The sequence below is a fragment of the Haloferax sp. Atlit-12N genome, assembly GCF_003383095.1.
Lineage (GTDB): Archaea > Halobacteriota > Halobacteria > Halobacteriales > Haloferacaceae > Haloferax.
Genome location: NZ_PSYW01000001.1, coordinates 343,834 through 370,012, shown reverse-complemented (window position 1 = coordinate 370,012; position 26,179 = coordinate 343,834). Strand labels below are relative to the sequence as shown.

32 protein-coding genes are annotated in these 26,179 nt (G+C 68.5%); 12 read left to right on the top strand and 20 right to left on the bottom strand.

Annotation, left to right across the window (positions count from 1 at the left end; all coding sequences use genetic code 11):
• The first annotated feature begins 94 nt into the window (after positions 1-94).
• The 3 genes from folP (at position 95) to C5B90_RS01965 (ending at position 3,821) form a co-directional block, all read left to right on the top strand.
• A complete protein-coding gene (folP, locus tag C5B90_RS01975) occupies positions 95-2,623 on the top strand; it encodes a dihydropteroate synthase (protein WP_115878682.1) in 2,529 nt (842 codons plus the stop codon).
• Positions 2,624-2,689: 66 nt separating this feature from the next.
• Positions 2,690-3,442 (top strand): NRDE family protein, encoded by a 753-nt coding sequence (locus tag C5B90_RS01970; protein ID WP_115878681.1) that lies wholly within the window; start codon positions 2,690-2,692, stop codon positions 3,440-3,442.
• A 25-nt stretch (positions 3,443-3,467) separates the two neighbouring features.
• Positions 3,468-3,821, top strand: a complete 354-nt coding sequence (locus C5B90_RS01965) for a transcription factor (protein WP_058567171.1) — start codon at positions 3,468-3,470, stop codon at positions 3,819-3,821.
• 199 nt (positions 3,822-4,020) lie between these two features.
• On the opposite strand, the gene psmA is transcribed toward C5B90_RS01965, so the two are convergent.
• The 11 genes from psmA to dapA all read right to left on the bottom strand — a co-directional run bounded on the left by psmA (position 4,021) and on the right by dapA (position 13,021).
• Positions 4,021-4,782: an archaeal proteasome endopeptidase complex subunit alpha gene (gene psmA, locus C5B90_RS01960; RefSeq protein WP_115878679.1), complete on the bottom strand. Its 762-nt coding sequence runs from the start codon at positions 4,780-4,782 to the stop codon at positions 4,021-4,023.
• Between the two features lie 6 nt (positions 4,783-4,788).
• The gene (locus C5B90_RS01955) at positions 4,789-5,268 is read right to left on the bottom strand and encodes an Rpp14/Pop5 family protein (RefSeq protein ID WP_115878677.1); all 480 of its coding nucleotides are present in this window, start codon (positions 5,266-5,268) and stop codon (positions 4,789-4,791) included.
• Between the two features lie 9 nt (positions 5,269-5,277).
• Positions 5,278-5,904 carry a class I SAM-dependent methyltransferase gene (locus tag C5B90_RS01950; protein WP_115878675.1) on the bottom strand — a complete coding sequence of 209 codons (627 nt, stop codon included), beginning with the start codon at positions 5,902-5,904 and terminating at the stop codon, positions 5,278-5,280.
• On the bottom strand, positions 5,888-6,583 hold the full coding sequence (locus tag C5B90_RS01945) for an RNase P subunit p30 family protein (RefSeq protein ID WP_115878673.1): 696 nt from the start codon (positions 6,581-6,583) through the stop codon (positions 5,888-5,890). Before C5B90_RS01945 ends, C5B90_RS01950 begins: the two co-directional genes overlap by 17 nt.
• 84 nt (positions 6,584-6,667) lie before the next feature.
• The gene (locus C5B90_RS01940; RefSeq protein WP_115878671.1) at positions 6,668-7,231 is read right to left on the bottom strand and encodes a BGTF surface domain-containing protein; all 564 of its coding nucleotides are present in this window, start codon (positions 7,229-7,231) and stop codon (positions 6,668-6,670) included.
• Positions 7,232-7,281: 50 nt separating this feature from the next.
• Positions 7,282-8,379, bottom strand: a complete 1,098-nt coding sequence (locus C5B90_RS01935; protein WP_115878669.1) for a M20 family metallopeptidase — start codon at positions 8,377-8,379, stop codon at positions 7,282-7,284.
• Positions 8,376-9,242, bottom strand: a complete 867-nt coding sequence (dapF, locus tag C5B90_RS01930; RefSeq protein ID WP_115878667.1) for a diaminopimelate epimerase — start codon at positions 9,240-9,242, stop codon at positions 8,376-8,378. The genes C5B90_RS01935 and dapF overlap by 4 nt, the downstream gene beginning before the upstream one ends.
• Before the next feature lie 20 nt (positions 9,243-9,262).
• On the bottom strand, positions 9,263-10,510 hold the full coding sequence (gene lysA / locus C5B90_RS01925) for a diaminopimelate decarboxylase (RefSeq protein WP_115878665.1): 1,248 nt from the start codon (positions 10,508-10,510) through the stop codon (positions 9,263-9,265).
• Positions 10,507-11,349, bottom strand: coding sequence for a 2,3,4,5-tetrahydropyridine-2,6-dicarboxylate N-succinyltransferase (locus tag C5B90_RS01920; RefSeq protein WP_058567180.1), 843 nt, complete (start codon positions 11,347-11,349; stop codon positions 10,507-10,509). Before C5B90_RS01920 ends, lysA begins: the two co-directional genes overlap by 4 nt.
• Positions 11,346-12,107: a 4-hydroxy-tetrahydrodipicolinate reductase gene (gene dapB / locus C5B90_RS01915; protein ID WP_115878663.1), complete on the bottom strand. Its 762-nt coding sequence runs from the start codon at positions 12,105-12,107 to the stop codon at positions 11,346-11,348. The genes C5B90_RS01920 and dapB overlap by 4 nt, the downstream gene beginning before the upstream one ends.
• Positions 12,104-13,021: a 4-hydroxy-tetrahydrodipicolinate synthase gene (gene dapA, locus C5B90_RS01910; RefSeq protein ID WP_115878661.1), complete on the bottom strand. Its 918-nt coding sequence runs from the start codon at positions 13,019-13,021 to the stop codon at positions 12,104-12,106. Before dapA ends, dapB begins: the two co-directional genes overlap by 4 nt.
• Positions 13,022-13,412: 391 nt before the next feature.
• Between dapA and C5B90_RS01905 the strand changes: the two genes are divergently transcribed.
• The gene (locus C5B90_RS01905; protein ID WP_058828893.1) at positions 13,413-13,910 is read left to right on the top strand and encodes an NYN domain-containing protein; all 498 of its coding nucleotides are present in this window, start codon (positions 13,413-13,415) and stop codon (positions 13,908-13,910) included.
• A 9-nt stretch (positions 13,911-13,919) separates the two neighbouring features.
• Here the strand turns inward: C5B90_RS01905 and C5B90_RS01900 are convergent, their stop codons facing one another.
• A complete protein-coding gene (locus tag C5B90_RS01900) occupies positions 13,920-14,831 on the bottom strand; it encodes a hypothetical protein (RefSeq protein WP_115878659.1) in 912 nt (303 codons plus the stop codon).
• An 88-nt stretch (positions 14,832-14,919) separates the two neighbouring features.
• Positions 14,920-15,087 carry a hypothetical protein gene (locus tag C5B90_RS20485; protein WP_008092747.1) on the bottom strand — a complete coding sequence of 56 codons (168 nt, stop codon included), beginning with the start codon at positions 15,085-15,087 and terminating at the stop codon, positions 14,920-14,922.
• Between the two features lie 119 nt (positions 15,088-15,206).
• On the opposite strand from C5B90_RS20485, the gene C5B90_RS01895 reads away from it, so the two are divergent.
• Entirely contained in the window at positions 15,207-15,686 is a 480-nt protein-coding gene (locus C5B90_RS01895; RefSeq protein ID WP_115878657.1) for a PUA domain-containing protein, read from the top strand.
• A 419-nt stretch (positions 15,687-16,105) separates the two neighbouring features.
• Positions 16,106-16,411 (top strand): hypothetical protein, encoded by a 306-nt coding sequence (locus C5B90_RS20220; RefSeq protein WP_148708186.1) that lies wholly within the window; start codon positions 16,106-16,108, stop codon positions 16,409-16,411.
• Between the two features lie 103 nt (positions 16,412-16,514).
• Here C5B90_RS20220 and C5B90_RS01890 read toward each other — a convergent pair whose 3' ends face one another.
• The 4 genes from C5B90_RS01890 to C5B90_RS01875 all read right to left on the bottom strand — a co-directional run bounded on the left by C5B90_RS01890 (position 16,515) and on the right by C5B90_RS01875 (position 19,317).
• The gene (locus tag C5B90_RS01890; protein ID WP_115878655.1) at positions 16,515-17,534 is read right to left on the bottom strand and encodes a presenilin family intramembrane aspartyl protease PSH; all 1,020 of its coding nucleotides are present in this window, start codon (positions 17,532-17,534) and stop codon (positions 16,515-16,517) included.
• 48 nt (positions 17,535-17,582) lie between these two features.
• On the bottom strand, positions 17,583-17,807 hold the full coding sequence (locus C5B90_RS01885) for an H/ACA ribonucleoprotein complex subunit GAR1 (RefSeq protein ID WP_115878653.1): 225 nt from the start codon (positions 17,805-17,807) through the stop codon (positions 17,583-17,585).
• Positions 17,807-18,085, bottom strand: a complete 279-nt coding sequence (gene srp19, locus C5B90_RS01880) for a signal recognition particle subunit SRP19 (protein ID WP_115878651.1) — start codon at positions 18,083-18,085, stop codon at positions 17,807-17,809. Before srp19 ends, C5B90_RS01885 begins: the two co-directional genes overlap by 1 nt.
• Positions 18,086-18,180: 95 nt before the next feature.
• Positions 18,181-19,317 (bottom strand): PGF-CTERM-anchored ABC transporter substrate-binding protein, encoded by a 1,137-nt coding sequence (locus tag C5B90_RS01875; RefSeq protein WP_115878649.1) that lies wholly within the window; start codon positions 19,315-19,317, stop codon positions 18,181-18,183.
• A 60-nt stretch (positions 19,318-19,377) separates the two neighbouring features.
• Between C5B90_RS01875 and btuC the strand changes: the two genes are divergently transcribed.
• The 4 genes from btuC (at position 19,378) to C5B90_RS01855 (ending at position 23,952) form a co-directional block, all read left to right on the top strand.
• Positions 19,378-20,472, top strand: coding sequence for a vitamin B12 ABC transporter permease BtuC (btuC, locus tag C5B90_RS01870; protein ID WP_115878647.1), 1,095 nt, complete (start codon positions 19,378-19,380; stop codon positions 20,470-20,472).
• Entirely contained in the window at positions 20,469-21,902 is a 1,434-nt protein-coding gene (locus C5B90_RS01865) for an ATP-binding cassette domain-containing protein (protein ID WP_115878645.1), read from the top strand. The genes btuC and C5B90_RS01865 overlap by 4 nt, the downstream gene beginning before the upstream one ends.
• Before the next feature lie 83 nt (positions 21,903-21,985).
• A complete protein-coding gene (gene cetZ3 / locus C5B90_RS01860) occupies positions 21,986-23,155 on the top strand; it encodes a tubulin-like protein CetZ3 (protein ID WP_115878643.1) in 1,170 nt (389 codons plus the stop codon).
• A 98-nt stretch (positions 23,156-23,253) separates the two neighbouring features.
• Positions 23,254-23,952 (top strand): RNA ligase partner protein, encoded by a 699-nt coding sequence (locus C5B90_RS01855; protein ID WP_115878642.1) that lies wholly within the window; start codon positions 23,254-23,256, stop codon positions 23,950-23,952.
• Positions 23,953-23,972: 20 nt separating this feature from the next.
• Here C5B90_RS01855 and C5B90_RS01850 read toward each other — a convergent pair whose 3' ends face one another.
• Positions 23,973-24,173: a hypothetical protein gene (locus C5B90_RS01850; protein ID WP_115878641.1), complete on the bottom strand. Its 201-nt coding sequence runs from the start codon at positions 24,171-24,173 to the stop codon at positions 23,973-23,975.
• Entirely contained in the window at positions 24,173-24,520 is a 348-nt protein-coding gene (locus tag C5B90_RS01845; RefSeq protein WP_115878640.1) for a helix-turn-helix domain-containing protein, read from the bottom strand. The genes C5B90_RS01850 and C5B90_RS01845 overlap by 1 nt, the downstream gene beginning before the upstream one ends.
• 183 nt (positions 24,521-24,703) lie before the next feature.
• Here C5B90_RS01845 and C5B90_RS01840 point away from each other — a divergent pair, with 183 nt between their 5' ends.
• On the top strand, positions 24,704-25,345 hold the full coding sequence (locus C5B90_RS01840; RefSeq protein ID WP_115878639.1) for a helix-turn-helix domain-containing protein: 642 nt from the start codon (positions 24,704-24,706) through the stop codon (positions 25,343-25,345).
• Positions 25,346-25,439: 94 nt separating this feature from the next.
• Positions 25,440-25,574 (top strand): hypothetical protein, encoded by a 135-nt coding sequence (locus C5B90_RS21180; protein WP_008092767.1) that lies wholly within the window; start codon positions 25,440-25,442, stop codon positions 25,572-25,574.
• An 83-nt stretch (positions 25,575-25,657) separates the two neighbouring features.
• Here the strand turns inward: C5B90_RS21180 and C5B90_RS01835 are convergent, their stop codons facing one another.
• Entirely contained in the window at positions 25,658-26,179 is a 522-nt protein-coding gene (locus C5B90_RS01835) for a halocyanin domain-containing protein (protein ID WP_115878638.1), read from the bottom strand.

Below are 26,179 nucleotides of genomic sequence, written 5' to 3'. Positions count from 1 at the left end.
GGCGGCGGCCACCGGGGGTGACCCCGGCCGGCGTCGTGTCGCAGGAGTGACGTGGAGCGTTAGGCCTAAGCCCACCGTCCGGTTTCTCACGCGTATGGAGTACCACGAGGCGGTGAACTTCCTTTTCGACCTCCGGCGGTTTCAGGTCAAGCCGGGGACCGAGTCGATTCAGCGGTTGCTCTCTCACCTCGGCGACCCCCACGAAGACGTGTCGTTCGTGCAAGTCGCGGGGTCGAACGGCAAAGGAAGCACCGCCCGGATGGTCGACGCGATGCTGCGCGAGTCGGGCGCGCACGTCGGCCTCTACACCTCGCCGCACTTCGACGACGTGCGGGAGCGAATCCGCGTCGACGGCCGGAAGATTCCGAAGTCCGCGCTGTCGGCGTTCGTGGCCGAAGCCAAGCCGTACCTCGTCGAGCGGGCCGCCGACGGCGAGCCGCTGACCTTCTTCGAGACTGTGACCGCGCTCTCGCTGTGGTATTTCGACCGCGCGGACGTGGACGTGGCGGTCCTCGAAGTCGGGATGGGCGGCAAACTCGACGCGACGAGCGCCGTCGACCCGGTCGCCAGCGCCGTCACCAACGTCTCGCTCGAACACACCGCCGTCCTCGGCGACACCGTCGCGGAAATCGCGAAGACGAAAGCCGCCGTCGCGCCCGCCGACGCGCCGCTCGTGACCGGGACGACCGGCGAGGCGCTGTCGGTCATCCGCGAGGAGGTCGGCGACGTGTTGACCGTCGGCGACGCCGACTCCGACGCCGACGTTCGCGCCTCCTACGGCGGCCGCGTCAACCACCAGGAGGCCGCCGTCACCGTCGAGACTGACGACGAGACGCTGGACGTTCGAATCCCGCTTTTGGGCGCGTATCAGGCACGAAACGCCGGTATCGCCGTCTCGCTCGCTCGGCAGGTCCGCCCCGACATCGGCGAGGAGGCGATTCACCGCGGCCTCCGAAACGCCCACTGGCCGGGTCGGTTCGAGGTCATGGGCACGGAGCCGACGGTCGTCCTCGACGGCGCGCACAACCCCGACGCCTGCGCGCAGGTCGCCACCGTCCTCGACGAGTTCGACTACGACGACCTCCACCTCGTCTACGGCGCGATGCACGACAAGGACCACGGCGAGATGGTCGGGGCACTCCCGGAGGTCGCGTCCGTCGTCACCTGCAAGGCAGACATCTCGCGCGGCGAAGACCCCGAGATTCTGTCGTCCGTTTTCGAGCGACTCGACGGCCCCGCAGTCGAGACTGGCGGCGCGGTCGCCTCGGCACTCGACCGGGCGCGTGCCCGCGCCGACCCCGACGACTGCGTGCTCGTCGTCGGTTCGCTGTACGTCGTCGCCGAGGCGCGAACCACGTGGACGCGGGCGGTCGTCCCGAAGGCCCACCGTACTCTCGACGACGCCCGTCGGACCCTCGACCGCGCCAACGTGTCGGACGCCGCCGACCGGCGAGCGCGCGCGAAGCGGGCGGTCAACCGAACGGTCCACACCCGCGTCCAGCGCCGGCAGGCCCGGGTGCTCCGCGAGGAACTGCTGTCCGTCGGCGGCGACTGCGCCGTCTCGGGCCACGAGTTCGGCGGCGAACTCGTCGACGTGGTCCTGACCGGGACGCTCGGCCAGTTCGAACGGCTGACGGCGAGCCTCGAAGATCGGCCGTACGCGCTCGCAGGGGTCGCCGAGGAGATTCGCGAGACGCTCGGCTCAGACGCGGCCACCACCGCTGAAGCCGACGCCGACGATGACGGCACGAGCGACATCGGCACCGCCCGCGACGACCCCGACGCCGGTGAGTACCCGTGGGACGACGGTACGGCGGTCATGGGCATCCTGAACGTGACGCCGAACAGCTTCCACGACGGCGGGGAGTTCTACGACATCGACGACGCCGTCGAACAGGCGCAGACGATGGTCGACGCCGGCGTGGACATCATCGACGTGGGCGGCGAGAGCACCCGCCCCGGCGCGGACGAGGTCCCCGTCGACGAGGAGATTCGCCGCGTCGCGCCCGTCATCGAGGCCATCGCCGACCTCGACGTGCTCGTCTCCGTTGACACACGCAAGGCGGCCGTCGGCGAGGCCGCCCTCGACGCCGGTGCGGACATCCTCAACGACGTGACCGGTCTCGAAGACCCCGAGATGCGCTTCCTCGCGGCCGAGCGCGACGCGCCGGTCATCGTGATGCACAGCATCGACGCCCCGGTCGACCCGTCTCGCGAGGTCGACTACGACGACGTGGTCGAGGACGTCATCGCCGAACTGACGGAACTGGTGTTACTCGCCGAGAAGGCGGGCATCCCGCGGCGGAACATCATCGTCGACCCCGGTCTCGGCTTCGGGAAGTCGAAGGCCGAGAACTTCGAACTCCTCGGTCGAACCGACGAGTTCGCCGCGCTCGGCTGTCCGATTCTCGTCGGCCACTCCCACAAGTCGATGTTCTCGCTCGTCGGCGAGGAGCCCGGCGACAGCCTCGCGGCGACCGTCGCGGGCACGGCCATCGCCGCCGACCGCGGGGCCGACATCGTCCGCGTCCACGACGTGCCGGAGAACGTCGCGGCCGTGAACGTCGCGCTTGCCTCGCGCGACCCGAGCCGGTTCGAAGACGGCTCCGAGAGCGAGGACTGAGACCCGACGTCCGGCGCGTCGGGGTGAAACCGGTGTTTTTCTGCGCCGAGTGCCTACTTTCACCTCGTGTGCACACTCATCCTCGCGTGGCAGGTGTTCGAAGACGCGCCGGTCGTCGTCGCCGCCAACCGCGACGAGCAACTCGGCAGGCCCGCCGAACCGCCCCGGCGGTGGGAAAACGGCGACGGCCCGGGAGTCGTCGCTCCGCGGGACACCGAGGCCGGCGGAACGTGGGTCGGCTACAACGACGCCGGTGTCTTCGTCGGCATCACCAATCGGTGGGTCGAGGTCGCGGGCGGCGGCGAGCGCTCCCGGGGCCATCTCGTCCGCGACGCGCTCCGTCACGAGGCCGCCGAGAATGCGGCCCGGTTCGTCGAACGCGCGGTCGAGGACCACACCTACGATGGCTTCAACCTCGTCGTCGCCGACGAGAACGCCGCGCTGTTCTTCGAGTGGGACGGGAGCCTGTCGGTGCGGAACTTCGACCCCGGCGTCCGCGTCGTCGTCAACGTCGGCACGCCCGATTCGTGGTTCGTCCCCGAGCGACGCCCCGAGGTGGGGGAGCGGCAGGCCGACAACGCCCGGCGGCTAGAGGAGGCCCTTCAGCCCGACCCGAGCGAGTCGGTGATGGCGTGGCGCGAGCGGGCGAAGGCGGCGCTGGGCGACCACGACTTCGGCGTCTGCGTCCACGACCCGGAGGGTCGGTTCGGCACGCGCTCGTCGTCGGTCATCACGCTCGGCGAGGCGGAATTCGCGTACGAATTCGCCGACGGCCCGCCGTGTCAGACCGCCTTCGAACCGGTCGAACGTCAGGATTAAACCGCTCGCACGACGTGTACGTGGTATGAGCGCGAGCGAAGCCGAGCAAGACCTTTCTTCCGACGAGCACGCGGGACTGGAACTCATCCGCGAGTCGGGCGGCATCCACCAGAGCGACTTCTGGAAAGAACTCGATATCTCCTCCCGGAAGGGGAGCCGCATCGCCGAGGTGCTGGAGTCGCTCGGTCTCATCAAGCGGACCGAGACCGTCTACAACGGCCACACCACCTACTACCTCGAACCCGCCGCGCGCGACCTCGACTTCTCGATGCTGATGGCGGGCGACATGCTCTCGCCGCTCATCGGTGAAGAGGAGATTAACGCCAACAGCAACGCCTTCTCGCAGTGGCTCATGAACCTCGCCTACGAGGAGTACTGAGCCGCCCGCAGTCTCTCTCCGTGCCCCGATAGGCGACTACTTTCCCGATTCTGTTTCGGTTTTTGGTTTCCCGTTCCCGCCTCGGTTTCCTGCCGCGAGCGACGCGACCGCTCCCCGTCGCGTCCGAGACGACGGCGCAGTCGCTCGCCGGGCGGGGGTCGGAGAAGAACGCACGAGAAGGGAAACCGCGGGACGCGGCTTACTCTTCGGACTGTTCGTCGTCGTCCTCGGTCGCCAACAGGTCGTTGGCTTCGAGGTAGCTCTCGATTTCGTCGTTAGACAGTTCGACGAAGCGCTCGGTCTCCGCGGAGACGGTCGCCACGTCGACGCCGTCGGGCGAGGTACCCTCCTCGCTGGTCGAACCGATGGCTTCGAGCGCGAGTTCGATACCCTCGTCGAGGGTCAGGTCCTCGCGGAAGTTCTCTTCGAGGTGCTCCTGGTGGTCGCCGCGGTCGGCCCCGATGGAGACGGCCTTCCACTCGTAGGGGGTCCCCGAGGGGTCGGTCTCGTAGAGGCGGGGCGTGCCGTTTTCGACGCCGCCGATGAGGAGCGCGACGCCGAACGGGCGCGCGCCGCCGACCTGCGTGTACTGCTGGATGTGGTCGGTGACTTCCTTGGTCAGCGTCTCGATGCCGATGGGTTCGCCGTAGCGGAGGCGGTTGACCTGCGACTGGCGGCGGGCGAAGTCGATGAGCTGGCGGGCGTCGGCGACGTGGCCGGCGCTCGCGATGCCGATGTGGTCGTCCGCCTTGTGAATCTTCTCGACGCTCGTCGGTTCCATCAGCGGCGAGCGAGAGCGCTTGTCCGCCGCGAGGACGACGCCCTCGGGCGTTCGCACGCCGATGCTCGCGGTGCCGCGCTTGACGGCCTCACGAGCGTATTCGACCTGATAGAGTCGACCATCCGGCGAGAAGATCGTAATCCCGCGGTCGTACGCCTGTTGTTGCGCTTGTCCCTGCATGGAATATCACTCGAAATCGAGTTGCGTCGCGCCCGTGAACCCGTCCGAGCCGCCGACGTCCAAGAGTGAGTCGCGGACGACAGCGGTTCGGGATTCGTTCTCGAACACGACGGTTCTCTCCTCAGAAATTCCGGCCCGGCCGTGTAAATACCTTTCCGAACAGGCACGCACTGTCCCCGAGACGCCTCGCACTCTCACCCCGACTGGGTCGCCGCCGACGGCGTCGATGCAGGCGAGTGCGGCCCGGGCGTCTTCGACGTGACCGCGCCGGGCGCGGACGACGGTCTCGGCGATGCCGTCGGCGTAGTCGAACCCGAGGACGGTCAGGTCGGCGTCGGCGCTCCCGGCGTCGCCGTAGAGGTTCTGGGCGGCGTACCAGAGTTCGCGCTGGAACGGCCCGCGGGCGAGGTCGGCATCGGGCCACGTCTCGATTTCGACGGCGAGGTAGCGCCGTCGCGGCCGGAGGTGTTTGGGCAGGTGTTTCATCGGCTCAGCTCACTCGTCGGCGTTCGGCGCTCGCTCGGCGACGAGGACGCCCACCTGCTCGTGGACGGACTCGACGGCGGTGAGGACGAACCCGGCGTCAGTGAGCGCGTCGGCGAGGAATCCGACGGTCGCGGGGTCGTCAACCTCGGGCGAGTAGAACGGCTCGTCGGGGTCGGGCGTCCCGAAGAACATCACGTCGCCGAGGACGAACCGGCGCGGTTCGAGGTCGGCGATGACGCCGATAGCCTCGCGTTTTTCCTCGTCGGAGAGGTGGTGCATGGCGAAGTTCGTGACCACGATATCCACCTGCTCGTCGTCGTCCACGTTCGGTTCTCGGAACCGGCCTTCGCCGAACTCGACGTTCTCGATACCGACTTCGGCGGCCTTGGTTCGGGCCTGTTCGAGCATCCCCTCGCTGATGTCGCGGCCGATGACGCGCTTCGCGTCGGGGGCGAGCGCGAGAGCGATAGCGCCCGTGCCGGTACCGAGGTCGAGGACCACGTCCTCGGGGGAGGGGTCGGCGTAGTGGACGACGAGCGAGACGCACGCGCGGTACTCATCGCTGTCTTGCGAATCGTCGTACTCCGCGGCGATGTGGGAAAAGCGGGCGGCGTGTTCCTCAATCGTCTTCTTCATACCGTCCCCGTTTGACGCCGGGGGCTATGAACGACTCGGACATGCGCTCGCGGTTGCGCGCCGCGAGGCGGCCCCACTCGCGGAGACCGTCGAGCACCTGCTCGCGGTCGAAGCCGATGACCTCGCCGAGTCCCGCCAGCTCGCGGGGGCTCCGCAGTTGGAGGTGCGACGACGGGGTCGCGGAGACGACGTAGGGGGCGTCGTAGTACTCGACGAGTTCGCGGAGCTTCCGAAGGGCCGAAATCGCCTGCACGCGAGTCCCACCGTCGCTTCGGAGCACCGGCCCGAAGTCGAACTCCACGCGGACGCCGTTGTCGCGGGCGGCCTTGGCGAGGACGTGGTTGAAGTTGCCGTTGCCCTCCATGGGGCGCGAGAGCACGTCCACTCGCGGCTGTTCGACGGCGAAGCGGTTGAGCGCGTTCGTGCCGCCGCGGAGGATGAGTAGTTCGCGCTGCGGGCGGTAGTTCCCGACCGCGCCGCTGGCGCGTTCCGGGTTCGACGCGTCGATTTCGACGGCGTCGACGAGGTCAACGTCGAGCGTCTCGCGGAGGCGGTCGTAGTCGGGGCTGGCGTCGAGCGCGCGGACGACGACGCCGTCGTAGTCGTACCGACCGGCGGCGACGGCGGCGCGACTGGCCGTGCTCTCGCCGTCGGGGTGTGCGTAGACCGCCTCGTACATACGCCGACACAGGAACGGGTGGGAAAAGGGCGTTGCGTTCCGGAACTCCGGCGCGAGGCCGGGGCGAGGCCGGGCGACGGGCTGTTAGAACCGGGCGTACGCGGCGAGCGACGCGAGACAGAGCGCGACGACGCCCGCACCGGCGCCGAAGCCGGGCACCTCGAACCCGGACAGCGAGTCGGTCGGCGTCGCCGTCGTCGTCGTCGACGGCTGGGCCGTTTCGGTCGTCGTCTCCGTGGTCTCGACGTCGGGCGTGAGCGTCGAGTCACCGGGCATGTCGTACGTCACGAGCGTGGCGTTTTCTTGGTAGATGGCCTGCTGGTTGTGGCGAATCGAGACTTGAACCGGACCGCCGCGGAGCTGGGACAGCCCCGAGAGGTCGAACGTCACGTCGAACGTCCCGTTTTCGCCGACGCGGACGATCCTCGAAACGAGGAACGAGTGGGTGTCACCGACGGACTGCACGCGGACGCCGATGAGCGTCCCGGACTCGAACGGAGTCGAACCGTGGATGTGCTCGCCATCGGCTGCGTCGAGAGTGAGTCCCTCGCCGGAGTGGTCGATAACGGTGCCGTCGGCGGCGACGGCCCCCGGAAGCGAGAGCGCGACCACGACGAGGAGGACGACGACGAGGTGGGGAGGGCGCATCGTCCGAAACGTATCGTTCGGGCAACAAGTACGTTTTGATTAATTAACAGTTAGGCGGTGAGCGCGGCGACGGCGGCGCGGAGCGCGGCGGCCGCGGTTCGCACGTCGTCGGTACGCACGTACTCTCTGTCGGCGTGCGCGACTGCGCCCTCGTCGTCGGCGAGGTCGCCGGGACCGAAGACGACGACGGGCGCGGGCGAGAAGTAGGAGGCCTCGGTCGCGGCCGTAAAGGGCCGAACCTCCGCCCGGCCGCCGGCGTCTCGGGAGGCGTCGGCGAGCGTCGTCACGAGTTCGTGGTCGGGGTCGGTCGCGAACGCTTCGAGGAACGGCGTCGGGCGCTCCGTGAGCGCGAAGTCGACGCCAACGTCGTCGGGCACCGCTGCACGGAGCGTCGATTGGAGTTCCTCGCGGAAGCCGTCGGCCGTCTCCGGCGGGACGCTCCGGCGGTCGACCACGAGTCGGCAGTCGGCGGGCACCTGATTCGAGTTCGCCCCGCCGTCGACCATCGTCGGCGTCAGCGTCGCCGGACCGAGTTCGGGGTGTGCCTCGCGGTCGTCGTCGAACGACCGGAGGGCGTCGAGGACCGGCGCGAGCGCGTCCACGGCGTTGCTCCCCGACTGCGGTTCGGCCGCGTGCGCGGCGACGCCCGACAGCGACACCGTTCCCTCGAACCGACCCTTCGCGGCCGTACAGACGTCGAGGCCGGTCGGCTCGCCGACGATGTACATGTCGCCGTCTACGTCGAGGGCGGCCGCGCCCGTCGAGAGGAGTTCCTCGTCGGGCGTGATAGCCAGCGTCACTCGCGCGTCGGGGCTGGGGTCGGCGGCGAAGAACGCCGACAACAGCGCCGCGAGCGGCCCTTTCGCGTCGCAGGAGCCGCGGCCGCGGATGACGCCCTCGTCGCGTTCGTACGGGACGTGCGGCGAGACGGTGTCGATGTGCGTGTTGAGGACGAGGTGCGTCGTCGGCTCCGCCGCTCCCTTCGAGGCGACGGTGTTGCCGGCGTCGTCTACTGTCGGGGTGACGCCCTCGGATTCGAGCGTCTCGACCAGCAGGTCGCGCATTTCGCTCACGTCGTCGTTCGACGCGACGGGGACGGCCCGTTCGAGGAACGCCACGGGGTCGAACCCGTCGGCGTCGCCGCTCATCGCTCGCGGAAGACGATGTCGGCTTCGCCGTCGCCCTCGTAGACGGCCGGGCCGCCGAGGAGCGCCGCTCCTCCGTCGGGGACGGTCACGGAGAGTGCACCGCCCGGTGGGGTGACGGTTACGGGGTCGTCACCGGAGACGCGTCCGAGTCGCTTCGCGGCCGCGACGACGGCGACCGCGCCGGTGCCGCAGGACTGCGTCTCGCCTTCGACGCCGCGCTCGAAGGTGCGCTGGCGGAAGCCGCCCTCACCGTCTGGGGAGGCGAGCGTGACGTTCGCGCCCTCCGGGAAGACCGGCGCGTGGCGGACTGCCGGCGCGACGGATTCGAGGTCCACGTCGTCCACGTCGTCGACGAAGGCGACGGCGTGGGGGACGCCCGTGTTGACGGCCGTGACGGTCAGTCCCTCGACGTCGGTCTCGACGAGTTCGTCGTCGGACGCGAGCGGTACGTCGCGGGGCGCAAACGAGGGCGCGCCCATCTCGACGGTCACGTCGGTACCGTCGAGGCTCGCGCGGCGGGTGCCGGCGGGCGTGTCTATCATGACTTCGTTCGTGCCGGTTCGCTCGGCGGCCCACGCGGCCGCGACGCGAGCGCCGTTGCCGCACATGGCGGCGACGGAGCCGTCGGGTTGGACGAGGGTCATGACGACCCGCGGCGGGTCGTAGCGCGATTCGAGCGCGAGGAACAGGACGCCGTCTGCGCCGCGTCGCTCGCTCTCGCTCATGGTAATTCCGGCCTCGCGGTCGCAGTGGGTGCGGGCGAAGGCGGGGCGGTCCGGGACCGGGTCGTCGGCGTCGACGACGAAGAAGTCGTTTCCAGTGCCGTGGAACTTTTCGAAGGGAACGGTGTTGAGTACGCTCATGGTTCTGTGTGGGTGCTTGGTCAGTTGGGGATGTGCTCGGATACGGTTCGTTCGAGTGCGGTGACGTCGTCGAGGGTCTCGCGCCGGCGGGCCAGTCGGTGGCCGTCGGCGTCGAGGACGACTTCCGGGGGGCGTGGTCGAGAGTTGTAGGTGCTCGCCATCTCGTAGCCGTACGCCCCCGCGTTGCCGAGCGCGAGACAGTCGCCGCGCTCGGGGGCGGGGAGTTCGCGACCGTCTGCGAACACGTCGCTCGTCTCGCAGACGGGGCCCGCGACGATGGTCGAAACCGGGTCGGCGTCGGGCCGAGAGAGGTTCGAAATCGCGTGGTACGCGTCGTACATCGCCGGTCGGAGCAGAGTCGTCATACCAGCGTCGATGCCGACGACGGTCGTCTCGGGGGCGTTCTTCACGGTGTTGACCCGCGAGAGGAGCACGCCGGCGTCGGCGACGACGTAGCGGCCGGGTTCGATTGCGAGTTGTGCGTCCACCTCGCCGAGCGCCTCGCGGGTCGCGTCGGCGACGGCGTCGAGGTCGAGCGGCGGTTCGTCCTCGCGGTAGGGGACGCCGAAGCCGCCGCCCACGTCCACGAATTCGAGGTCGCCGACCTCGCGGGCGAGGTCGCCCATCCGGCGGACCAACTCGCGGTGCGCCGAGAGGTCGTCGCCGGAGATACCGCTTCCCGCGTGGGCGTGGACGCCGACGAGGTCGAACTCGTCGCGCACGTCGTCGGCGAGGTTGGGGACGCGGTCGATGGGGATGCCGAACTTCGCGTGCCCGCCGGTCGTGACCTTCTCGTGGTGGCCCGCGCCGACGCCGGGGTTCGCCCGGAGGCAGAGCCGACCGTCGAAGCCGCGCTCGCGCAGGCGGTCGATAGTGTCCGCCGCGCCGACGGTGACGGTCATCTCGGGATTCGACTCCCAGCGCGAGACGACGTGGTCGAGGTCGGCGTCCGGCGGGTTGACCGCCGTGTAGCGGACGCGCTCGCCGGGGAAGCCGGCGTCGAGGGCGCGCTCGACTTCGCCCGCGGAGGCGCACTCGGCGTCGACGCCGGCCTCGCGGACGGTTTCGAGCACCGCCCGACCGGCGTGGGCCTTGACGGCGTAGCTGACGTGCGCTTCGGGGAACGCCTCGCGGAGGCGGACGCAGTTCTCGCGGACGCGACGGAGGTCGGTCACGTACAGCGGCGACCCGAACTCGTCGGCGAGCGACAGCAGGTGCTCGCGGTCCCAGTCCGAGAGCCGCCGGACGGCCGGCCCGCCGCCGCTCATTCGCGCAGCGCCTCCTCCCGACGGGTCGCGTCGAGGGTGTCGTCCTCGATGTCGAGGGCGACGACCGCGGGCTTGTACGCGCCGCCGGCGAACAGGTCGTGGTCGCCGAGCGACGACTCCACGAAGCGCGTGAAGGCGCGACGGTTCGCGGGTAGGTGGCCGTAGTAAATCTCCTCGTCCACGAGGTCGTAGACGGGGATGCGGGGCGTGAGAAGGGTGTTTTCGCCGACGATGGAGTTCTCGCCGACGACGAAGCCGGAGGTGACCCGACAGCCCGCGCCGAGCGCCGCGCCGTCTTCGACGACGACTGGCGCATCTTCGACGGGTTCGAGCACGCCGCCGATGAGCGTGTTCGCGCCGAGCTTGACGTTCGCGCCGATTTGCGCGCAGGAGCCGACGGTGTCACAGGAGTCCACGAGCGTGCCGTCGCCGACGTACGCGCCGACGTTCACGAACGAGGGGCTCATCATGATGCAGTCGGAGCCGAGATACGCGCCGCGGCGGATGGCGGTGCCGTCCGGGGTGTTTCGCGTGCCGCGCTCCCCGAGGTCCTCGGTGTCGCGCAGGGGGAGCACGTCGTGATAGCGGACGTCGCCGTACTCGCGGGCGAGCGTCTCGCGCAGGCCGAAGTTGAGCAGGATGCCCCGCTTGACCCACTCGTTGGCCTCCCACGAGGTCACGTCGGAGCCGGTCTTCTCGGCGGCGCGCACCTCGCCCGCCTCGAGGGCGTCGAGGAACGCGTCGAGCGTGTCGAGTTCGTCGACGGTCGCCGACGCGGCGTCTACGTCGCCGTCGTCGTATCGCTGCCACAGGTCTCGTACGTCGGATTCCAGATTCATTCGAGTACCTCGGTGAAGTCGTACCACCCGGCGTCGCGGTCGGCGAGCCACGCCGCGGCGTCGAGTGCGCCAGCGGCGAAGACCCCCCGCGACCCCGCGCGGTGTGTGAGTGATAGTGACTCGTGATTTCCAGCCAGTAATACCTCGTGCTCACCGGCAATATCCCCCGCCCGGCGAGCGTGGACGCCGACTTCGCCCTCAGACCGGGGCGCTTCGCCCTCACGGCCGTGAACGCGCTCGGAGTCGCCACGCACGTCGTCGATATCGTCGAGGATGGTCAGCGCCGTCCCGCTCGGGGCGTCACGCTTGGCGTTGTGGTGCGTCTCGGTGAGTTCGATGTCGTAGCCGTCGAGGGCCGGGACCGCCTCGCGGACGGCCCGGCGGAGCGCCGCGATGCCGCGCGAGAAGTTCGAGGCGTACAGCACCGGAACCCCCGATGCGGCCTCGCGGAGCGCGTCGAAGCCGCCCTCGCTCAGGCCGGTCGTGCCGGTGACGAAGGCGACACCCGCCTCCGCGCAGGCCGACGCGTACTCGATGCAGGACGCCGGGCCGGTGAAGTCGACCACGGCGTCGGGGGCGTGCGAGGCGAGCAGGTCGGCGAAGTCGGCCGCATCTTCGACGGCGACGCCTTCGACCTCGTCGCCGGGCGAGCGGCTGACCGCGAAGGTGACGGACAGGTCGTCGCGTTCGGCGGCCGCGGCGAGGACTTCCCCGCCCATGCGGCCGGTCGCGCCGGTGACACCGATGGAGACCGTCACTCGGCAGCACCCCCGTCCGGAATCGCCTGTTCGGCTTCGAGGTCGGACAGCAGGCGGCGCAGTTCCTCGGTGTTCTCCTCCGTGAGTCGGGTGAGCGGCGGACGCAGGCGCGCCGGGCCGTAGCCCCGAATCTCCATGGCCTCCTTGACCGGGATGGGGTTCGTCTCGGAGAACAGGTGGCGGTTCAGCGGGGCGAGGTCGTGGTGGATGTCGCGGGCGCGCTCGTAGTCGCCCTGCAGGGCGGAGTGCACCATCGCGCCGACGCGCGCGGGTTCGACGTTCGCCGTGACCGAGATGGCCCCGACGCCGCCGACCGAGAGAACCGGGAGCGTGAGCGCGTCGTCGCCCGACAGCACCGCGAACTGCTCGTCTCGGGTTCGCTCGACGACCTCCGAAATCTGGCCGAGGTCGCCGCTGGCGGCCTTGTACGCGGTGATGTTCGGGTGCTCGGCGAGCGTCGCGGCCGTCTCGGGCAGGATGTTGCTCCCGGTGCGGCCGGGGACGTTGTAGACGATTTGCGGCAGGTCGATTTCGTCGGCGATGGTCCGGTAGTGCTCGACGAGACCGCTCTGCTCGGGCTTGTTGTAGTACGGCGAGATGAGAAGCAGCGCGTCGGCCCCGGCGTCGGCGGAGCGTCGGGAGAGTTCGAGCGCCTCGCGGGTCGAGTTCGAACCGGAGCCGGCGATGACGGGCACGTCCTCGACGGCCTCGACGGCCGCCTCGACGACCTCGACGTGTTCGTCGTGGGTGAGCGTCGCGGACTCGCCGGTCGAACCGACGGGGACGATGCCGTCGACGCCGGCTTCTTCGAGGCGTCGCACGTCGGCTTGGAACTGTTCGAAGTCGATACTGCCGTCCTCGTGGAACGGCGTGGTCATCGCGGGATAGACGCCGCGGAAGTCGAGTGATGTCATGTGTCGTTGGTGGGTGTGGTAACGGTCGTGGGAAGGTTGATATCGGTCGTGTGACCGGAACGTGCGTCAGCCGAAGGCCGCCCGAGACGGGGTCGCTACTCCCGCAACGAGCGATTCAGTACGCACGTTTTTTCGAAAAGAAAGCGGCACGCGACGCTGTCGAGGGTGTGGTGACCTGCGAGAGCCGCGTCGCGTCGTTCACACCGGATGCAGGTGCTGGAAGCGTAATATAACTTGCGTCGTCTGCAGGACCTGCCGGACCCGACGGGCGGGCTGAGGCGCGATTCGCGGTGGTCTCCGTCCGGTTTCCGGTCTCCGAGGTGGACACTCGTCCGACGCGTCCCCGACTCCCCGGACGGTTATTAGCCCGCGCCGCCCAAGCGTCGTACGAATGACCGAGATTCACCCCAACCAGCGCGTCGCCATCCTCGCCGACGCGCAGAACCTCTACCATACGGCACAGAGTCTGTACTCGCGGAACATCGACTACTCGTCGCTCCTCAAGAAGGGGACGGCGGGCCGCGCGCTCACCCGCGCCATCGCCTACGTCATCCGGGCGGACTCGCCCGACGAGGGGAGTTTTTTCGATGCACTCGTCGACATCGGTTTCGAGACGAAAATAAAGGACATCAAGACGTTCGGTGACGGCTCGAAGAAGGCCGACTGGGACCTCGGCATCGCGCTCGACGCGGTCAGCCTCGCCGACCACGTCGACACGGTCGTCCTCTGTTCGGGGGACGGCGACTTCGAGCGGCTCTGTACCCACCTCCGCCACGAGGGCGTCCGCGTCGAGGTGATGGCGTTCAAGGAGTCCACCGCGGACGAACTCGTCGAGGCGGCGGACACGTTCATCGACCTCTCCGAACGAAAAGAGACGTTCCTGCTGTAATCCCGGCAATTATTCGAACTGCGGAATCACCGAGTCGCCGTCGATGTCCGGGCCCGCCGTCTCGGCCGGCCCGTCTGTCCCCGAGTCGTGGGCCTCGAAGAAGGCGACCGCGTAGACGTACTGGAACGTCGCCAGAATCATCTGCGTCGCCATCGAGATGGCGGCGATAGCGGCGATTTCAGTCGGTGAGAAGCCGAGACCCGCCTGCGCCGCCGCGGGGGTCGCCGCGTCCTGTACCTGCTGGACGTTCTGGAACGTCCGAAAGACGATGAACCCCGTGACGGGGATGCTGATGACGAGGCCGACCACGAACCGGATGACGGAGTAGCCGAGCGAGGGGACGACGTTGTTCCGGACGAGTCGGTAGCTCTCGCCGAACGACTCGATTGCGCCCTTGTCGCCGACGACGACCGCGACGGGATAGAACTGAACGAGGAAGATGACGACGAGGTACGCCAGCCCGATGAGGCCGAGCACGGCGACGCCGACGAGGAAGCCGCCGCCGAGCGCGAGGTCGCTCCCGCCCGTCGCGAGGCCGCCGAGACCGAGCGAGATGGCCATGACGACCGCGACGATGAGGAACACGATACCGAAGGCGATGACGATGCCGAGTTGGACGATGTTCGCGAGGAGCATCGGGACGTACTTCTCGCGGCCGACGGCCGTGAGCGTCGACAGCGAGGTCGAGCCTCCGCCATCGCGGTCGACCGCCTCGTCGGCCATCCCGTAGAGGCCGGCGGCGACGAACGGCGTGACGAAGAACGTCACCGCCATCAGGGCGGTCGGGACGATGGGTATCTGCGCCAACTGCGTGGCGAGCTGCGGGAGCGTGACGAGACCTAAGGCGAGTCCGCCGAGGAACAACACGGGGTTCGACCGGATGCCTCGGAGGGCTGTCTGGAGGGAGTTGATCGCGGCCATACCTCGACGTGTCGATGTGACAATACGTAAAACGGGTGGGTCGAGACGCCGGCGTGGTCGGGTCCGTATTCGGGCCCGCGAGCGTGAGTCAGGCCGTCGGCGTCGCCAGTCGGGCGACGGTGGCGACCGCGCCGAGCGCCGCGATGGCGGCAAGCACCGTCGGGAGCCGCCAGTCGAGCGCCGTCTGCGTGAGAAGCATACTGCTCGCGAGCAGCAGCACGGTCCCCACGGCGGCGAGTCGAACGTCCACAGACATACTCCGAGGGGGGTCTGTCCCGTACTTAGGACTTTCCGTCTCGAACGTGCATGCTAACCCGGTGCACGCGGTCGGACGGGACCGCGACCCACTTTAGCCGGCGGGGCAAAGGGCGGAGTATGACCGAAGGCCACGCGACCGATTTGGACGACCTCCGGGTCGTCGCCGACTACCAGTTCGGGGCCGGCGCGGGCGACGCGCTGTTCCCGGCCGACGCGGACATCGAACTCTCGCGCTCGCGGAGCGGCCGCCCGCGACAGGTGTACGTCGAGGGCGACCGCGTCACCTCCTACGGCACCGACGGCCGGTTCACCCTCGGCTTCGCCGGCGGCCGCCGCCTCTACGACAGTCTCGACGGCGATGCCTACGTCGTCCGCGTCGGCGACGAGTCGGTTCCGTTCGTCCGCGACGGCAAGAACGCGTTCGCGAAGTTCGTCACCGACGCCGACCCGGCGGTTCGCTCGGGCGACGAGGTGTGCGTCGTCGGCCCCGACGGCGACCTGCTGGGCGTCGGTCGCGCGGAACTCTCCGCAAACGCGATGCTCGATTTCGACGCGGGGATGGCGGTTCGCGTCCGCGAAGGCGCAGACGAAGTGTGAGGTGAAGTCGGGGAACTCGGGCGGTACGTCGCTGTTGAACTTCTAGATAAGTGATAGAACCGGCGTGCAAGACGTAGAGGGTGTATTCAGCAAATCGCCATTCTATGTTTCACAGTTAATGGGGTGAACAGAACGATAGGATGGGCGTGCGAGTCTAACAGTCGATTCATTATGCACCTGTTTTGCAGAAAGCACTTACTACGAATTGTTATATTTTCACCATGGTCCACCTCAATAGAAGATTACTCTGTTGCCTCCTTCTCGTTTGTCTCATGGTGCCGCTCGCAGGTTGTGGGTCAATCGGCACATCATCAACTGGAGCGCCGACTACTGAGACCACCTCGACTGCATCGCCGTCAACGACAACAGAAGGAGTCCACGGTAGCACGTACCCAGTCCGCATCGACGTGTCAGTCAGTGTGGTCAGCAACGCGTCAGCGCTCGACGTTGAGGTCCCAACGCTTACAGAATCAAACCTCACAGAGGAGGAGCGAACAGCGGTAGTCACCGCTATCGAAGCAAACGAATCCGTTTCATGGAGTGGTCAAAGTAACGAGACCGCGCCGGCTCAACTTCGGGCACTAGTCGCAGCCTCCGACCGCCTCCCACCATCACCGTTCGAGCGTGACCCAGCAGGGGCGTGGCGAGTCGCCCGCGAGACGACGGGCTACGTCACCTACCAGAACATGACGTACAAACTCCAAATGGTGAAAATAGCACCGTGAAAGAAACCGCCAGATGACGACTCGCCAGTGACCGACTTGCGCCCTGTATTCAGCACAGCCGCAACAAACTGTCACTGACAGAGATTTTCGACGGACCCGCGTTTCAGAGGTACGGCGCGAGGCCGAGCGCGGAGACGAGCGGGACGCCCGCGACGACCGAGCCGACGAGGTAGCCGCCGATTGCGCCGCCGTTGAGAAGCGGCAGGCCGGCGTGCGCCCGGCCCTTCATCACGGCCCACATCAGCCCGCTGAACCCGGCGAACGTCCCAACCATGGCGAGGAGTGCCGGGAGGTTGAGCGCCGGAAGCGCGCCGAAGCCGAGCGACGGCGCTTCGGAGAAGAACGCACCCGAGGCGACCATCACGGTCGGCATGACCGCGTCGCCGAGACCGATGAAGAAGGCGTCGCGGTCGGCGGGGTCGGACTCGTCGGCATCGGCGGCGGCCGTCTCGGTTTCAGTCTCCGCGTCAGTCACGTCCGCCGGTTCGCCGCCGTCGGTCGCGTTCTCGCCGTCGCCGACCTCGTTGGCGTCGCGGGCGAAGTCGTCGTCGAGAAGCGAGTACGACAGCGTCGTCGGGATGACGAGCACGACCGGGATGCGGAGGTCCATCACGCCCTCCGCGAGGTCGAGCATGTGTTTCGTCTTGTAGACGCTGATGGCGTCGTAGATGGCGAGGACGGAAAGGAGCACGATGGCCGGCAGCAGGCCGAAGCTAATGCCGAACAGGGCGGCCGCGCCCGCGCCCATGAGCGCCCCGGCGGCGTCGATGACGTACCACTCGGGGTAGACGAGCAAGGCGAGCGAGACGCCCGCCGAGAGGGCGATGGCGACGAGGCCGTTGGGGACGAGGACGGCGAAGACGTACCACGCGAGCAGGCCGCTCGTGAAGACGATGACGAGGCGGATGACCTGGTCGAGGTCGTACTTGAACGCCGCGAGCATGAACGCGGTCATGGCGAGAATCGCGCCGATGTAGAGGAGGCTGTTCGTCGGGTCGGTGGGGTCTTCGACCGTCTGGTACCCCTGTTCGAAGAACGTCGGCACGAGGGCGAGCGCACCCACCTGCACGACGAGGAAGATGAGGGCGGCGAGGGCGACCCCCCGATAGGCACGGCGTGACATGCAGGGGCGTTCCCACCCGAGGGGTATGGGGGTTGCGCTCTGGAGTCGTCAGCGAGCGTAGAGCTTGCTGCCGACGAGCCGGGCGGGCGAGCCGTCGTCCGCCGTGACGGCGACGTAGGGGCGGTCGACCGGGCCGAACACGTCCACGATGCGACCCACGGTCGACAGCGACTCGTCGAGGACCATCGTGCCGATGTCCGGGCGGTCGTCGTCGTCGAGGCGGACGATAGCGAGGCCCTGCGCCGTTCGGGAGACCGTGCCGATTCGCCGCATTAGTCGCGGAGGATTCCGACGTAGGCGGCGACCGCCTGCACGATGTCGTTTTTCGTGGCGTCGTCGGCGTTGTTCACGAGGACGCGCCCGCGGGTTTCGAACTCGCGGGAGTACCGCTTGTCCCGTTCGATGACGGCGTCGTAGCCGACCTGCTGGACGGCCTTCGCAATCTCGTCGACGGTCGGCGCTTCGACCGCCGCGGACTCGGCGACCCGTCGGCCCTCGCTGCGCGAGAGCGCGGCGTCGAGGTAGGCGGGGTAGATGACGTTCTCGACCATACCCGTGTGTCCGCCATCCGCCGGTAATACGGTTGTGGTCTCACGGAGCCGAGAGCGTGCGGTAGAAAAACGGAAACGGCGTGGTCGCTGCGCGGTTACCGGCGACGCGCGAGCAGGACGACCGCGCCGATGGCGGCGAGGCCGGCGACGACGCCGAACCCGGGCGCGTCGCTTTCTGTCGTGGACTCCGACGATTCGGTCGTCGCGGTCGATTCGGCCGCGTCGGTTTCGGTCGCGTCCGCGGCCGTGGTTGTCTCAGTTGCGTTCTCGGTCGACTCTGTCGCCGACTCGTTTTCGAGTTGCTGGTAGCGCTCGTAGGCGTCGGGGTGGACCGCTTCGAGAATCGCCTCGCTCGCCTCGATGGCCCGCGGGGCGGGTTGTTGGAGCTTGTTCGCCTCGATGACGATGACGTTGCCCTTCTGTATCGCCGTCGTGCTGTTGTACGCCGGGCTGCTCGGCACGGGGGCGTGGTCGGGGACGACGATGTACTCGGGGTTCATGTCGACGACGAGTTCCTCGTTAATCTGGGCGAAACCGGTGAGGTTCGCCTCCGCCGCGCCGTTACGCAGGCCGGCCGTCGTCATGATGTCGGAGATGAACGTCTCGGAGCCGGAGGTGTAGCCGAAAAAGGAGTTAAGGCCGACCGGGCGCTCAACGCCGTCAAGCGCCTGCTCCATGTTAGCCATCGAGTCGCGCATCTCCTCGGCGCGTTCGACGCCAGCCTCGCAGTTGCCGGTCATGCGGCCGACGCGCTCGGTCTTGTTGGCGACGGCGTCGAGCGACTTCCCGGACTCGAAGACGACGACCGAGATGTCCGCCGAGCGAAGCTGACCGACGCGGTCTGGCTCGGCGTTGTACGAGGAGTTCGGGACGAGCACGAGGTCGGGTTCGAGGCCGATGACGGCCTCGACGTTGAGGCCGCCGGAGCCGGAGACGTTCCCCTTCTCCGACGCGCCGTCGAGGTACATGGCGTACTGCGAGACGCCGACGACCTCGTCGCTCGCGCCGAGTTCCCACATGGTCTGGGCGGCGCTCGGGTTGGTCGTGACGACCCGCTCGGGGTCGTCGGTGATGGTGACTTCGGTCCCGGTGGCGTCGGTGACGGTCATCGGGAACGTACACTGCGCGGTCTGCTGCTGTGCGGTCTGGTCTACCGCGGCCGCGGCCGGTGCCGGAACCCCGGCGAGCACGGTCGCAAGCGCCAGTAGGGCGACGACGAGTTGTCGGTTCACGGTAGTGGCCTCAGCGGCTGTTCAATAAATATTTACCTACTGAAAGCGCGGTTGTGCTCAATGAGCGTTCGAACGCGGGCGACCACGTGGTCGCTCGGCCTCTCCGGGCTCTTGCTTCTCGTCGTCGTCGTGAGCGCCGGAATCGGGGCCGTGACCATCCCGCCCCGGACCGTCGCCGCTATCCTCGCGGACGCTGTTCCCGTCCCGGTCGGCGTCTCCTTCGGCGGTGCGACGGTCCTCCCCGTCCTCGGATCGGTCCCGACGCCGACGCTGGAGTTCGTCTCGCCGTTTGCGTTCTCCGTGCCGAGACCCGCCCGCATCATCGTCCTCTCGGTCCGCCTGCCGCGCATCCTCCTCGCGGCGCTCGTCGGCTTCGCGCTCGCCACCGCGGGAACCGTGATGCAGGGCTTCTTCCGCAACCCGATGGCCGACCCCTCCATCGTCGGCGTCTCCTCGGGGGCCGCTGTCGGCGCGGTCGCGACCATCGTCCTGTCGCTTTCGATTCCGTTCGGTCTCGAGGGCGCGGCTTTCGTCAGCGCCGTCGTCACCGCCTTCGTCGTCTACCTGCTCGCCAGCGAGAACGGTCGGACGCCCGTGGCGACCCTGCTTCTCGCGGGCGTCGCCATCCAGACGTTCCTCGGCGCGGTCATCTCGTTTCTCCTCCTCCAGAGCGGCGAGAGCCTCCGACAGGTCGTCTTCTGGCTCATGGGCCATCTCGCGGGCGCGACGTGGAGCGAGGTCGGCATGCTCACGCTCGTCCTGCCGCTTCCGTTCGTCGTCTTGTTGGTCCACGCCCGCGACCTGAACGTCCTGCTGCTCGGTGAGGAGGACGCCCACGCCCTCGGCATCGAGGTCGAGCGGACGAAACAACTGCTCCTCGCCACCGCGAGCGTCGTCACCGCCGCGGCCGTCTCGGTCTCTGGCGTCATCGGCTTCGTCGGCCTCGTCGTCCCGCACATGCTCCGACTGCTCGTTGGCCCCGACCACCGGGTGTTGCTCCCGGCGTCGGCGCTGGCGGGCGCGTCGTTCCTCGTCGCCACCGACACCGTCGCCCGCTCCGGCGGCGCGGAGATTCCGGTCGGCGTCGTCACCGCCGCCGTGGGCGCGCCCTTCTTCCTCTACCTGCTCCGCACGCGGGAGGTGCGTTCGCCGTGAGCGATTCCGACTCCGGCCCCGGCCCCTTCAGCGACGCCGACCCGGCGATTCGGCTCGACGACGTGTCGCTCTCGCTCGGCGGGCACTCGATTCTCGACTCCGTCTCCATCGACGTGGGTGAGGGTACCTTCGTGGGCCTCATCGGCCCCAACGGCGCGGGGAAGACGACCCTGCTCCGGACGCTCAACGGCGCGCTCGCGCCCGACGAGGGGTCGGTCCGCGTCGTCGGCGAAGACGTGCATGCCCTGTCGTCGAAGGCGGCGAGCAGGCTCGTGGCGACGGTTCCCCAGACGACGAGCGTCACCTTCGATTTCCCCGTCCGCGACGTCGTCGAGATGGGGCGGACCCCGCACCGCGGGCGGTTCGAGGGCTGGCGCGAGCGCGACGGCGCGGCCGTCGAGTCCGCCATGCGACGCACCTCGGTCGAGTCGCTTTCCGACCGCCCGGTGACGGAGGTCAGCGGCGGCGAGCGCCAGCGCGTCCTCATCGCCCGCGCGCTGGCACAGGAGACGCCCGTTCTGCTCCTCGACGAACCGACCGCCAGCCTCGACATCAACCACCAGGTCCGAACGCTCGAACTCGTCTCCGACCTCGTCGCGGACGGGACGACCGCGGTCGCGGCCATCCACGACCTCAACCTCGCGGCCCACTACTGCGACGCGCTCGTCCTCCTGTCGGGCGGGCGCATCCTCTCGGCGGGCGACCCCGCGACGGTGCTCACCGAGGGGAACCTGCGGGAGGCGTTCGACGCCGAGGCGGTCGTCTCGCGGCACTCAGTCACCGGTTCGGTGTACGTGACCGCCCTCCCGCCGTCGTCCGACGACGCCAACGGCCGGGTCCACGTCGTCGGCGGGGGCGGCACCGGCGCGCGGGCGATTCACCTGCTCTCGGCGGCGGGCTACGCCCTCTCCGCCGGCGCGCTCAACGAGGGCGACACAGACGCCGAGGCGGCCCGCCGGGTCGGCGCGGACCTCGTGACCGTGCCGCCGTACTCGCCGGTCGACGACGCTGCACGGGCCGCGGTCGAATCGCGGGTCGAAGCCGCCGACGTGACCGTCGTCGCCGACGTGGAAGTCGGAGACGGTAACCTCGCCAACCTCGAAGCCGCGGCCGAGGCCGACCGTCTCGTCCTCGTCGAGGAGCGCCCGTTCACTGAGCGGAACTACGCCGGCGACGACGGCTTCGCCGTCTACGAGCGTCTCCGGGAGCGCGGCACCATCGTCGAACCCGGTGACTTGCTCTCGGTCGTCGGCGAACTCGCCTGCGACTCGTTCCGCGAGCGCGACGCCGACGTGGACGGCACCGGCGACGGCGAAACCGGTTCGGACGACGCCGACGCCGGTACGAACGACGCCGAATCGACCGACGACGACGACCTCGACGACGACGACCTCGACGACAACCGAGCGGCCGACCTGTTCTCCGGTTAAGCTGTCGTTGTACAGCGCTACGCACAGCATATTCAAGCCCTGAGCGCGCGTCTAGTGGTTCGATTTCTGAGAGGAACACGGACATGAAACTCGCACTCATCGGTATCGGACAGGCTGGCGGCAAGGTCGTCGACGCCCTCGTCGACTACGAGCGGCGAACGAAGACGGGGTTCGTCGTCGACGCCATCGCCGTCAACACGGCCCGCGCGGACCTCCGAGGGCTCCGAAACGTCCCCGAATCGCGACAGGTGCTCGTCGGACTGACGCGCGTCAAGGGCCACGGCGTCGGCGCGGACAACGAACTCGGCGCGGAGGTGACCGCGGAGGACGTAGGCGACGTGCTCTCGATGGTCGACGACCTCCCGGTCCACGAGATAGACGCGTTTCTCGTCGTCGCCGGCCTCGGCGGCGGGACTGGCTCGGGCGGCGCGCCCGTCATCGCGCGCGAACTGAAGCACATCTACACCGAGCCCGTCTACGGCCTCGGCATCCTCCCCGCGCGGGACGAAGGCGGCATCTACACGCTCAACGCCGCGCGGTCGCTCCAGACGTTCGTCCGCGAGGTGGACAACCTCATCGTCTTCGACAACGACGCCTGGCGAAAGACCGGCGAATCGCTCGAATCCGGCTACGGCAGCCTCAACGCGGAACTCGCCCGCCGCCTCGGCGTGCTGTTCAGCGCCGGCGAGGGCGACGGCTCCGGCGCGGTGGCGGAATCCGTCGTGGACGCCTCCGAGATAATCAACACGCTCGGGAGCGGCGGCGTCTCGACTATCGGCTACGCCGCCGTCGAACTCGACCGCCCCAAGCGCGGCCTGCTTTCCCGGCTCTCCGGCGGGAAGGCCGACGCCGAGGACGGCGGCGACTCGACGAACCGAATCACCAGCCTCGTGCGCCGCGCCGCGCTCGGCCGACTCACGATGCCCTGCGAGATTGCCGGCGCTGAGCGCGGCCTCGTCGTCGTCGCCGGCCCGTCGGACGTGCTCTCGCGCCGCGGCATCGAGCGCGCGCGGACGTGGCTCGAAGACGAGACCGGGACGATGGAGATTCGCGGCGGCGACTTCCCCGTCGACTCGGACTTCGTCGCGGCGGTCGTGCTCCTGTCGGGCGTCTACGACGTGCCGCGGGTGAAGGAACTGCAGGCGGTCGCCATCGAGACCCAACGCGACATGCTCGCCAAGCGCGAGTCCAGCGCGGCGTCGCTCGACGACCTCGTCTCGACCGGCGACGACCGCATCGAACCGCTGTTCTGACCGCCTCTCCGGCGGTTCCTCTCTCCTTTATCACGGGACCGTTCTTTCGCCTTCACCACGGGGAAGGGTCATAGTGCCACGGTACCAACTGACGAACGATGGCCGAGTACCCGCTGAAACAACGGTTCGTGCTCGACACCTCGCTGTTTCTCTCCGAGGAGATTCGAGACGACGACGAGACGTTCGAGGAGGGAATCGAACGGCTCCTCGACACCATCGCCGCCGCGCGGCTGGACCTGAACATCTCGTGTTACATGCCGCCTTCCATCGCCGCGGAGCTGGAACACATCCTGCGCGAGCGTGGCGTCTCGGAGGACGTACTCGGCAAGCTCGACACGTGGGTCATCAAGAAACACCCCGACCGCTACGAGGTGTACATCCCCGCAGAGGTCGTCTACCGCTTCATCGACGAGATGTCCGACCGGGTCAACCGCGGCCTCCGCGTCTCCGAGAAGGCCGTCCGCAAGGCCGAGGAGTCGAAACAGCGGTCCAACGGCGGGTCGAAGCTCTCCGACGTGGACAAGGTCATCTCCGACCTCCGCGAGGACTACCGCGGCGCGCTCAGACAGGGCGTCCTCGACTCCCGCGAGGACTTCGACCTCCTCATCCTCGCCCGCGAACTCAACGCCGGCGTCGTCACCGAAGACACCGGCATCATCAGTTGGGCCGCCGACTTCGGCCTTCGAAACCTCCGCGGACGGGCGTTTCCGACCCTCCTAGAAGAGTACCTCATGGCGCTCGACAGCCCGCGCCCGTGGAGCAAGAGCGACGACGGCGTCGACGCCGACCGACTGTAACCCTCTGGTCACGCCGACGCCTACTCCATCGATTCGAGGTCGACGAAGCTCCCCTCGAACGCCGAGATCCACCGAGTCAGCTGTTCTTCAGGCGTCGCGTCGACCGGGTGAATCGTGCACTCCTCGCGCCCGTCGGGATGGGTAGTCAGCCGAGACGCGAGCCGCGGGCGCACGGGATGTTCGCTCTCCGAGTCCGGCGGGTGCGCCGGTTCCGACCCCATCAGCGGTCCCCTCCGAGAGCGACTTCCAGCCCCCGGTCGTCGCTCAGCGAGACGGTGACCGACTCGACGCTCGACCGGTACTGGTGTGTGTGCGTCCCGTTCGCCCGCAGTTGGAGCGTCTCGTCGAGCAGCGCCGCCTCCGAGAGCTGTTCGACCTTCCGGTAGGTCGTCGACAGCGGCACGTCGCACGCCTCGGAGAGGTCTTGTGCGGTCATCGGCTCGCTCGCGCTCTGCAGCGTCGTGAGAATCTGCCGGCACGCGCGGTCCGAGAGCGCTTCCAGCACCTGTTCCGCCTCCAGTTCGGCGGGATTCGGTCCGGTCGGCTTGCGTCTGAGGCCGGTCTGCATGCTCACCCGTAGATTCGCCCGCGGCGCCCGTCGAAGGGCACCCAGAATATACAGGGCGCTTTATAGCCTCGGCGACCGGCCGCGGGCCGCGTGGCGACGACGAGCGGAGGAAACGAACCACGATATAAAGGCCCGGTGTATCGGGGGTGTTTATATCAGGGGCTGGAGCGACTGCATACTCTTATGACGAGCGTAGCGGGCATCAGAGCGGAGTTGAAGGTGACGGGGCCGGACGGCTGTCCCGTCGCGACCGTCTCCGAGGGTGACACCTCGGGCTACGCGCTCTCGCGGAGCATGGCTCCCAACGAGCGCGGGTCGGTCGTCGAGGAGTTCGTCTTCGACGACGACACCGAGGTCCCCGAGGAGATGGAACAGCTGTTCGAGTACGGCGACGGGAGCGTCTACCGGTTCGACCGCGAGGGGGGCATCGGCTGTCCCTGCGAGCGCGTCGAGGCGTTCGACTGCCCGGTCGTGGACGTGCAGACGCGCGACGGCGCGCTGTTTCTGACGTTCCACGCGCCCGACGTGGAGACGCTCCGCGACGTGGTCGCCTCCCTCCGGGAGTCGTCGGGCTCCGTGGACGTGCGCCGACTGCTCCAGTCGTCGTCCGACGAGTCGCGGGACCTCGTGTTGGTCGAGCGCGGCCAACTCACCGACCGCCAGCGCGAGGTGCTGGAGACGGCCCACGAGATGGGCTACTTCGACCACCCGCGGCGCGCCAACAAGGGCGAGGTCGCCACCGAACTCGGTATCACGACCTCGACGTTCTCCGAACACCTCGCTATGGCGCAAAAGAAGCTCATGGGGGCCATCCTCCAGGAGTGACGAGATGAGACGTGTCGATGGGATATCAGTCCCCCCCGAATGCAGGGTGCGCCCCCTCGGAACTCCGCGGCGTACCACTAACCGGTGAGCAACGATGCGCGAGTTCGACGTGACCTGTCCCGAGTGCGGCGAGCGCTACCGGGTCAACGAACCAATGATGCGGACACTCCGGGAGACCGGCTGTGTCCTCTGTACCGCGCCGCTGAACGACGTCCTCCGGTCCGCGTGACGCCGACGCCGGCCGGTCTGTCCGCGGACTGAGCGGTCGAGGTGTTCACTCGCCCGCGACGACGCGAGGACGACGACGGACGCTTACTCGACGACGACGACGCCGACCATGCCGAGCGTCTCGTGCGGCACGCAGACGTATTTGTACTCGCCGGACTCCTCGAACGTGTACTCGAACGTGTGGCCCTCCGAGACGGTGAGTTCCGACTCGAACAGGCCGTCTTCGCGGTTGACGACGTTGTGGGTTCCGCCGTTGCCGGTCCACTCCCAGAGGACCGTCGTCCCCGACGAGACCTGCACCGCGGCGGGAGCGAACGCGTAGCCGCCGCCGTTGCCGGCCGCGCCGACCGCGACCGTGACCTGGTCCTGTCCGGTCAGGTCGTGGACGCCGTCGTAGTTCCCCGTCCGGTCGAACCAGCCGCCGAAGTCCCGCATCTCGTGTTCGGAGGTGCCTTCCCCGTCGGAGGAGCCGTCGCCATCCCCGCCCTCGTCGCCTGCGCCGCCGGAGCCGTCGCCGGACGAACTCGAACAGCCCGCCAGCAGCGCGATACCTGTCGAAGCCGCCGTTGCGCGGAGAACCGACCGCCGGGTGAACCGTTGCGTCAT

Coding starts and splice junctions, on each gene's coding strand:
- folP (WP_115878682.1), top strand. CDS start 95: ATGGAGTACCACGAGGCGGTGAACTTCCTTTTCGACCTCCGGCGGTTT.
- C5B90_RS01965 (WP_058567171.1), top strand. CDS start 3,468: ATGAGCGCGAGCGAAGCCGAGCAAGACCTTTCTTCCGACGAGCACGCG.
- psmA (WP_115878679.1), bottom strand. CDS start 4,782: ATGCAGGGACAAGCGCAACAACAGGCGTACGACCGCGGGATTACGATC.
- C5B90_RS01955 (WP_115878677.1), bottom strand. CDS start 5,268: ATGAAACACCTGCCCAAACACCTCCGGCCGCGACGGCGCTACCTCGCC.
- C5B90_RS01950 (WP_115878675.1), bottom strand. CDS start 5,904: ATGAAGAAGACGATTGAGGAACACGCCGCCCGCTTTTCCCACATCGCC.
- C5B90_RS01945 (WP_115878673.1), bottom strand. CDS start 6,583: ATGTACGAGGCGGTCTACGCACACCCCGACGGCGAGAGCACGGCCAGT.
- C5B90_RS01940 (WP_115878671.1), bottom strand. CDS start 7,231: ATGCGCCCTCCCCACCTCGTCGTCGTCCTCCTCGTCGTGGTCGCGCTC.
- C5B90_RS01935 (WP_115878669.1), bottom strand. CDS start 8,379: ATGAGCGGCGACGCCGACGGGTTCGACCCCGTGGCGTTCCTCGAACGG.
- dapF (WP_115878667.1), bottom strand. CDS start 9,242: ATGAGCGTACTCAACACCGTTCCCTTCGAAAAGTTCCACGGCACTGGA.
- lysA (WP_115878665.1), bottom strand. CDS start 10,510: ATGAGCGGCGGCGGGCCGGCCGTCCGGCGGCTCTCGGACTGGGACCGC.
- C5B90_RS01920 (WP_058567180.1), bottom strand. CDS start 11,349: ATGAATCTGGAATCCGACGTACGAGACCTGTGGCAGCGATACGACGAC.
- dapA (WP_115878661.1), bottom strand. CDS start 13,021: ATGACATCACTCGACTTCCGCGGCGTCTATCCCGCGATGACCACGCCG.
- C5B90_RS01905 (WP_058828893.1), top strand. CDS start 13,413: ATGACCGAGATTCACCCCAACCAGCGCGTCGCCATCCTCGCCGACGCG.
- C5B90_RS01900 (WP_115878659.1), bottom strand. CDS start 14,831: ATGGCCGCGATCAACTCCCTCCAGACAGCCCTCCGAGGCATCCGGTCG.
- C5B90_RS20485 (WP_008092747.1), bottom strand. CDS start 15,087: ATGTCTGTGGACGTTCGACTCGCCGCCGTGGGGACCGTGCTGCTGCTC.
- C5B90_RS01895 (WP_115878657.1), top strand. CDS start 15,207: ATGACCGAAGGCCACGCGACCGATTTGGACGACCTCCGGGTCGTCGCC.
- C5B90_RS01890 (WP_115878655.1), bottom strand. CDS start 17,534: ATGTCACGCCGTGCCTATCGGGGGGTCGCCCTCGCCGCCCTCATCTTC.
- C5B90_RS01885 (WP_115878653.1), bottom strand. CDS start 17,807: ATGCGGCGAATCGGCACGGTCTCCCGAACGGCGCAGGGCCTCGCTATC.
- srp19 (WP_115878651.1), bottom strand. CDS start 18,085: ATGGTCGAGAACGTCATCTACCCCGCCTACCTCGACGCCGCGCTCTCG.
- btuC (WP_115878647.1), top strand. CDS start 19,378: ATGAGCGTTCGAACGCGGGCGACCACGTGGTCGCTCGGCCTCTCCGGG.
- cetZ3 (WP_115878643.1), top strand. CDS start 21,986: ATGAAACTCGCACTCATCGGTATCGGACAGGCTGGCGGCAAGGTCGTC.
- C5B90_RS01855 (WP_115878642.1), top strand. CDS start 23,254: ATGGCCGAGTACCCGCTGAAACAACGGTTCGTGCTCGACACCTCGCTG.
- C5B90_RS01850 (WP_115878641.1), bottom strand. CDS start 24,173: ATGGGGTCGGAACCGGCGCACCCGCCGGACTCGGAGAGCGAACATCCC.
- C5B90_RS01845 (WP_115878640.1), bottom strand. CDS start 24,520: ATGCAGACCGGCCTCAGACGCAAGCCGACCGGACCGAATCCCGCCGAA.
- C5B90_RS01840 (WP_115878639.1), top strand. CDS start 24,704: ATGACGAGCGTAGCGGGCATCAGAGCGGAGTTGAAGGTGACGGGGCCG.
- C5B90_RS21180 (WP_008092767.1), top strand. CDS start 25,440: ATGCGCGAGTTCGACGTGACCTGTCCCGAGTGCGGCGAGCGCTACCGG.
- C5B90_RS01835 (WP_115878638.1), bottom strand. CDS start 26,179: ATGACGCAACGGTTCACCCGGCGGTCGGTTCTCCGCGCAACGGCGGCT.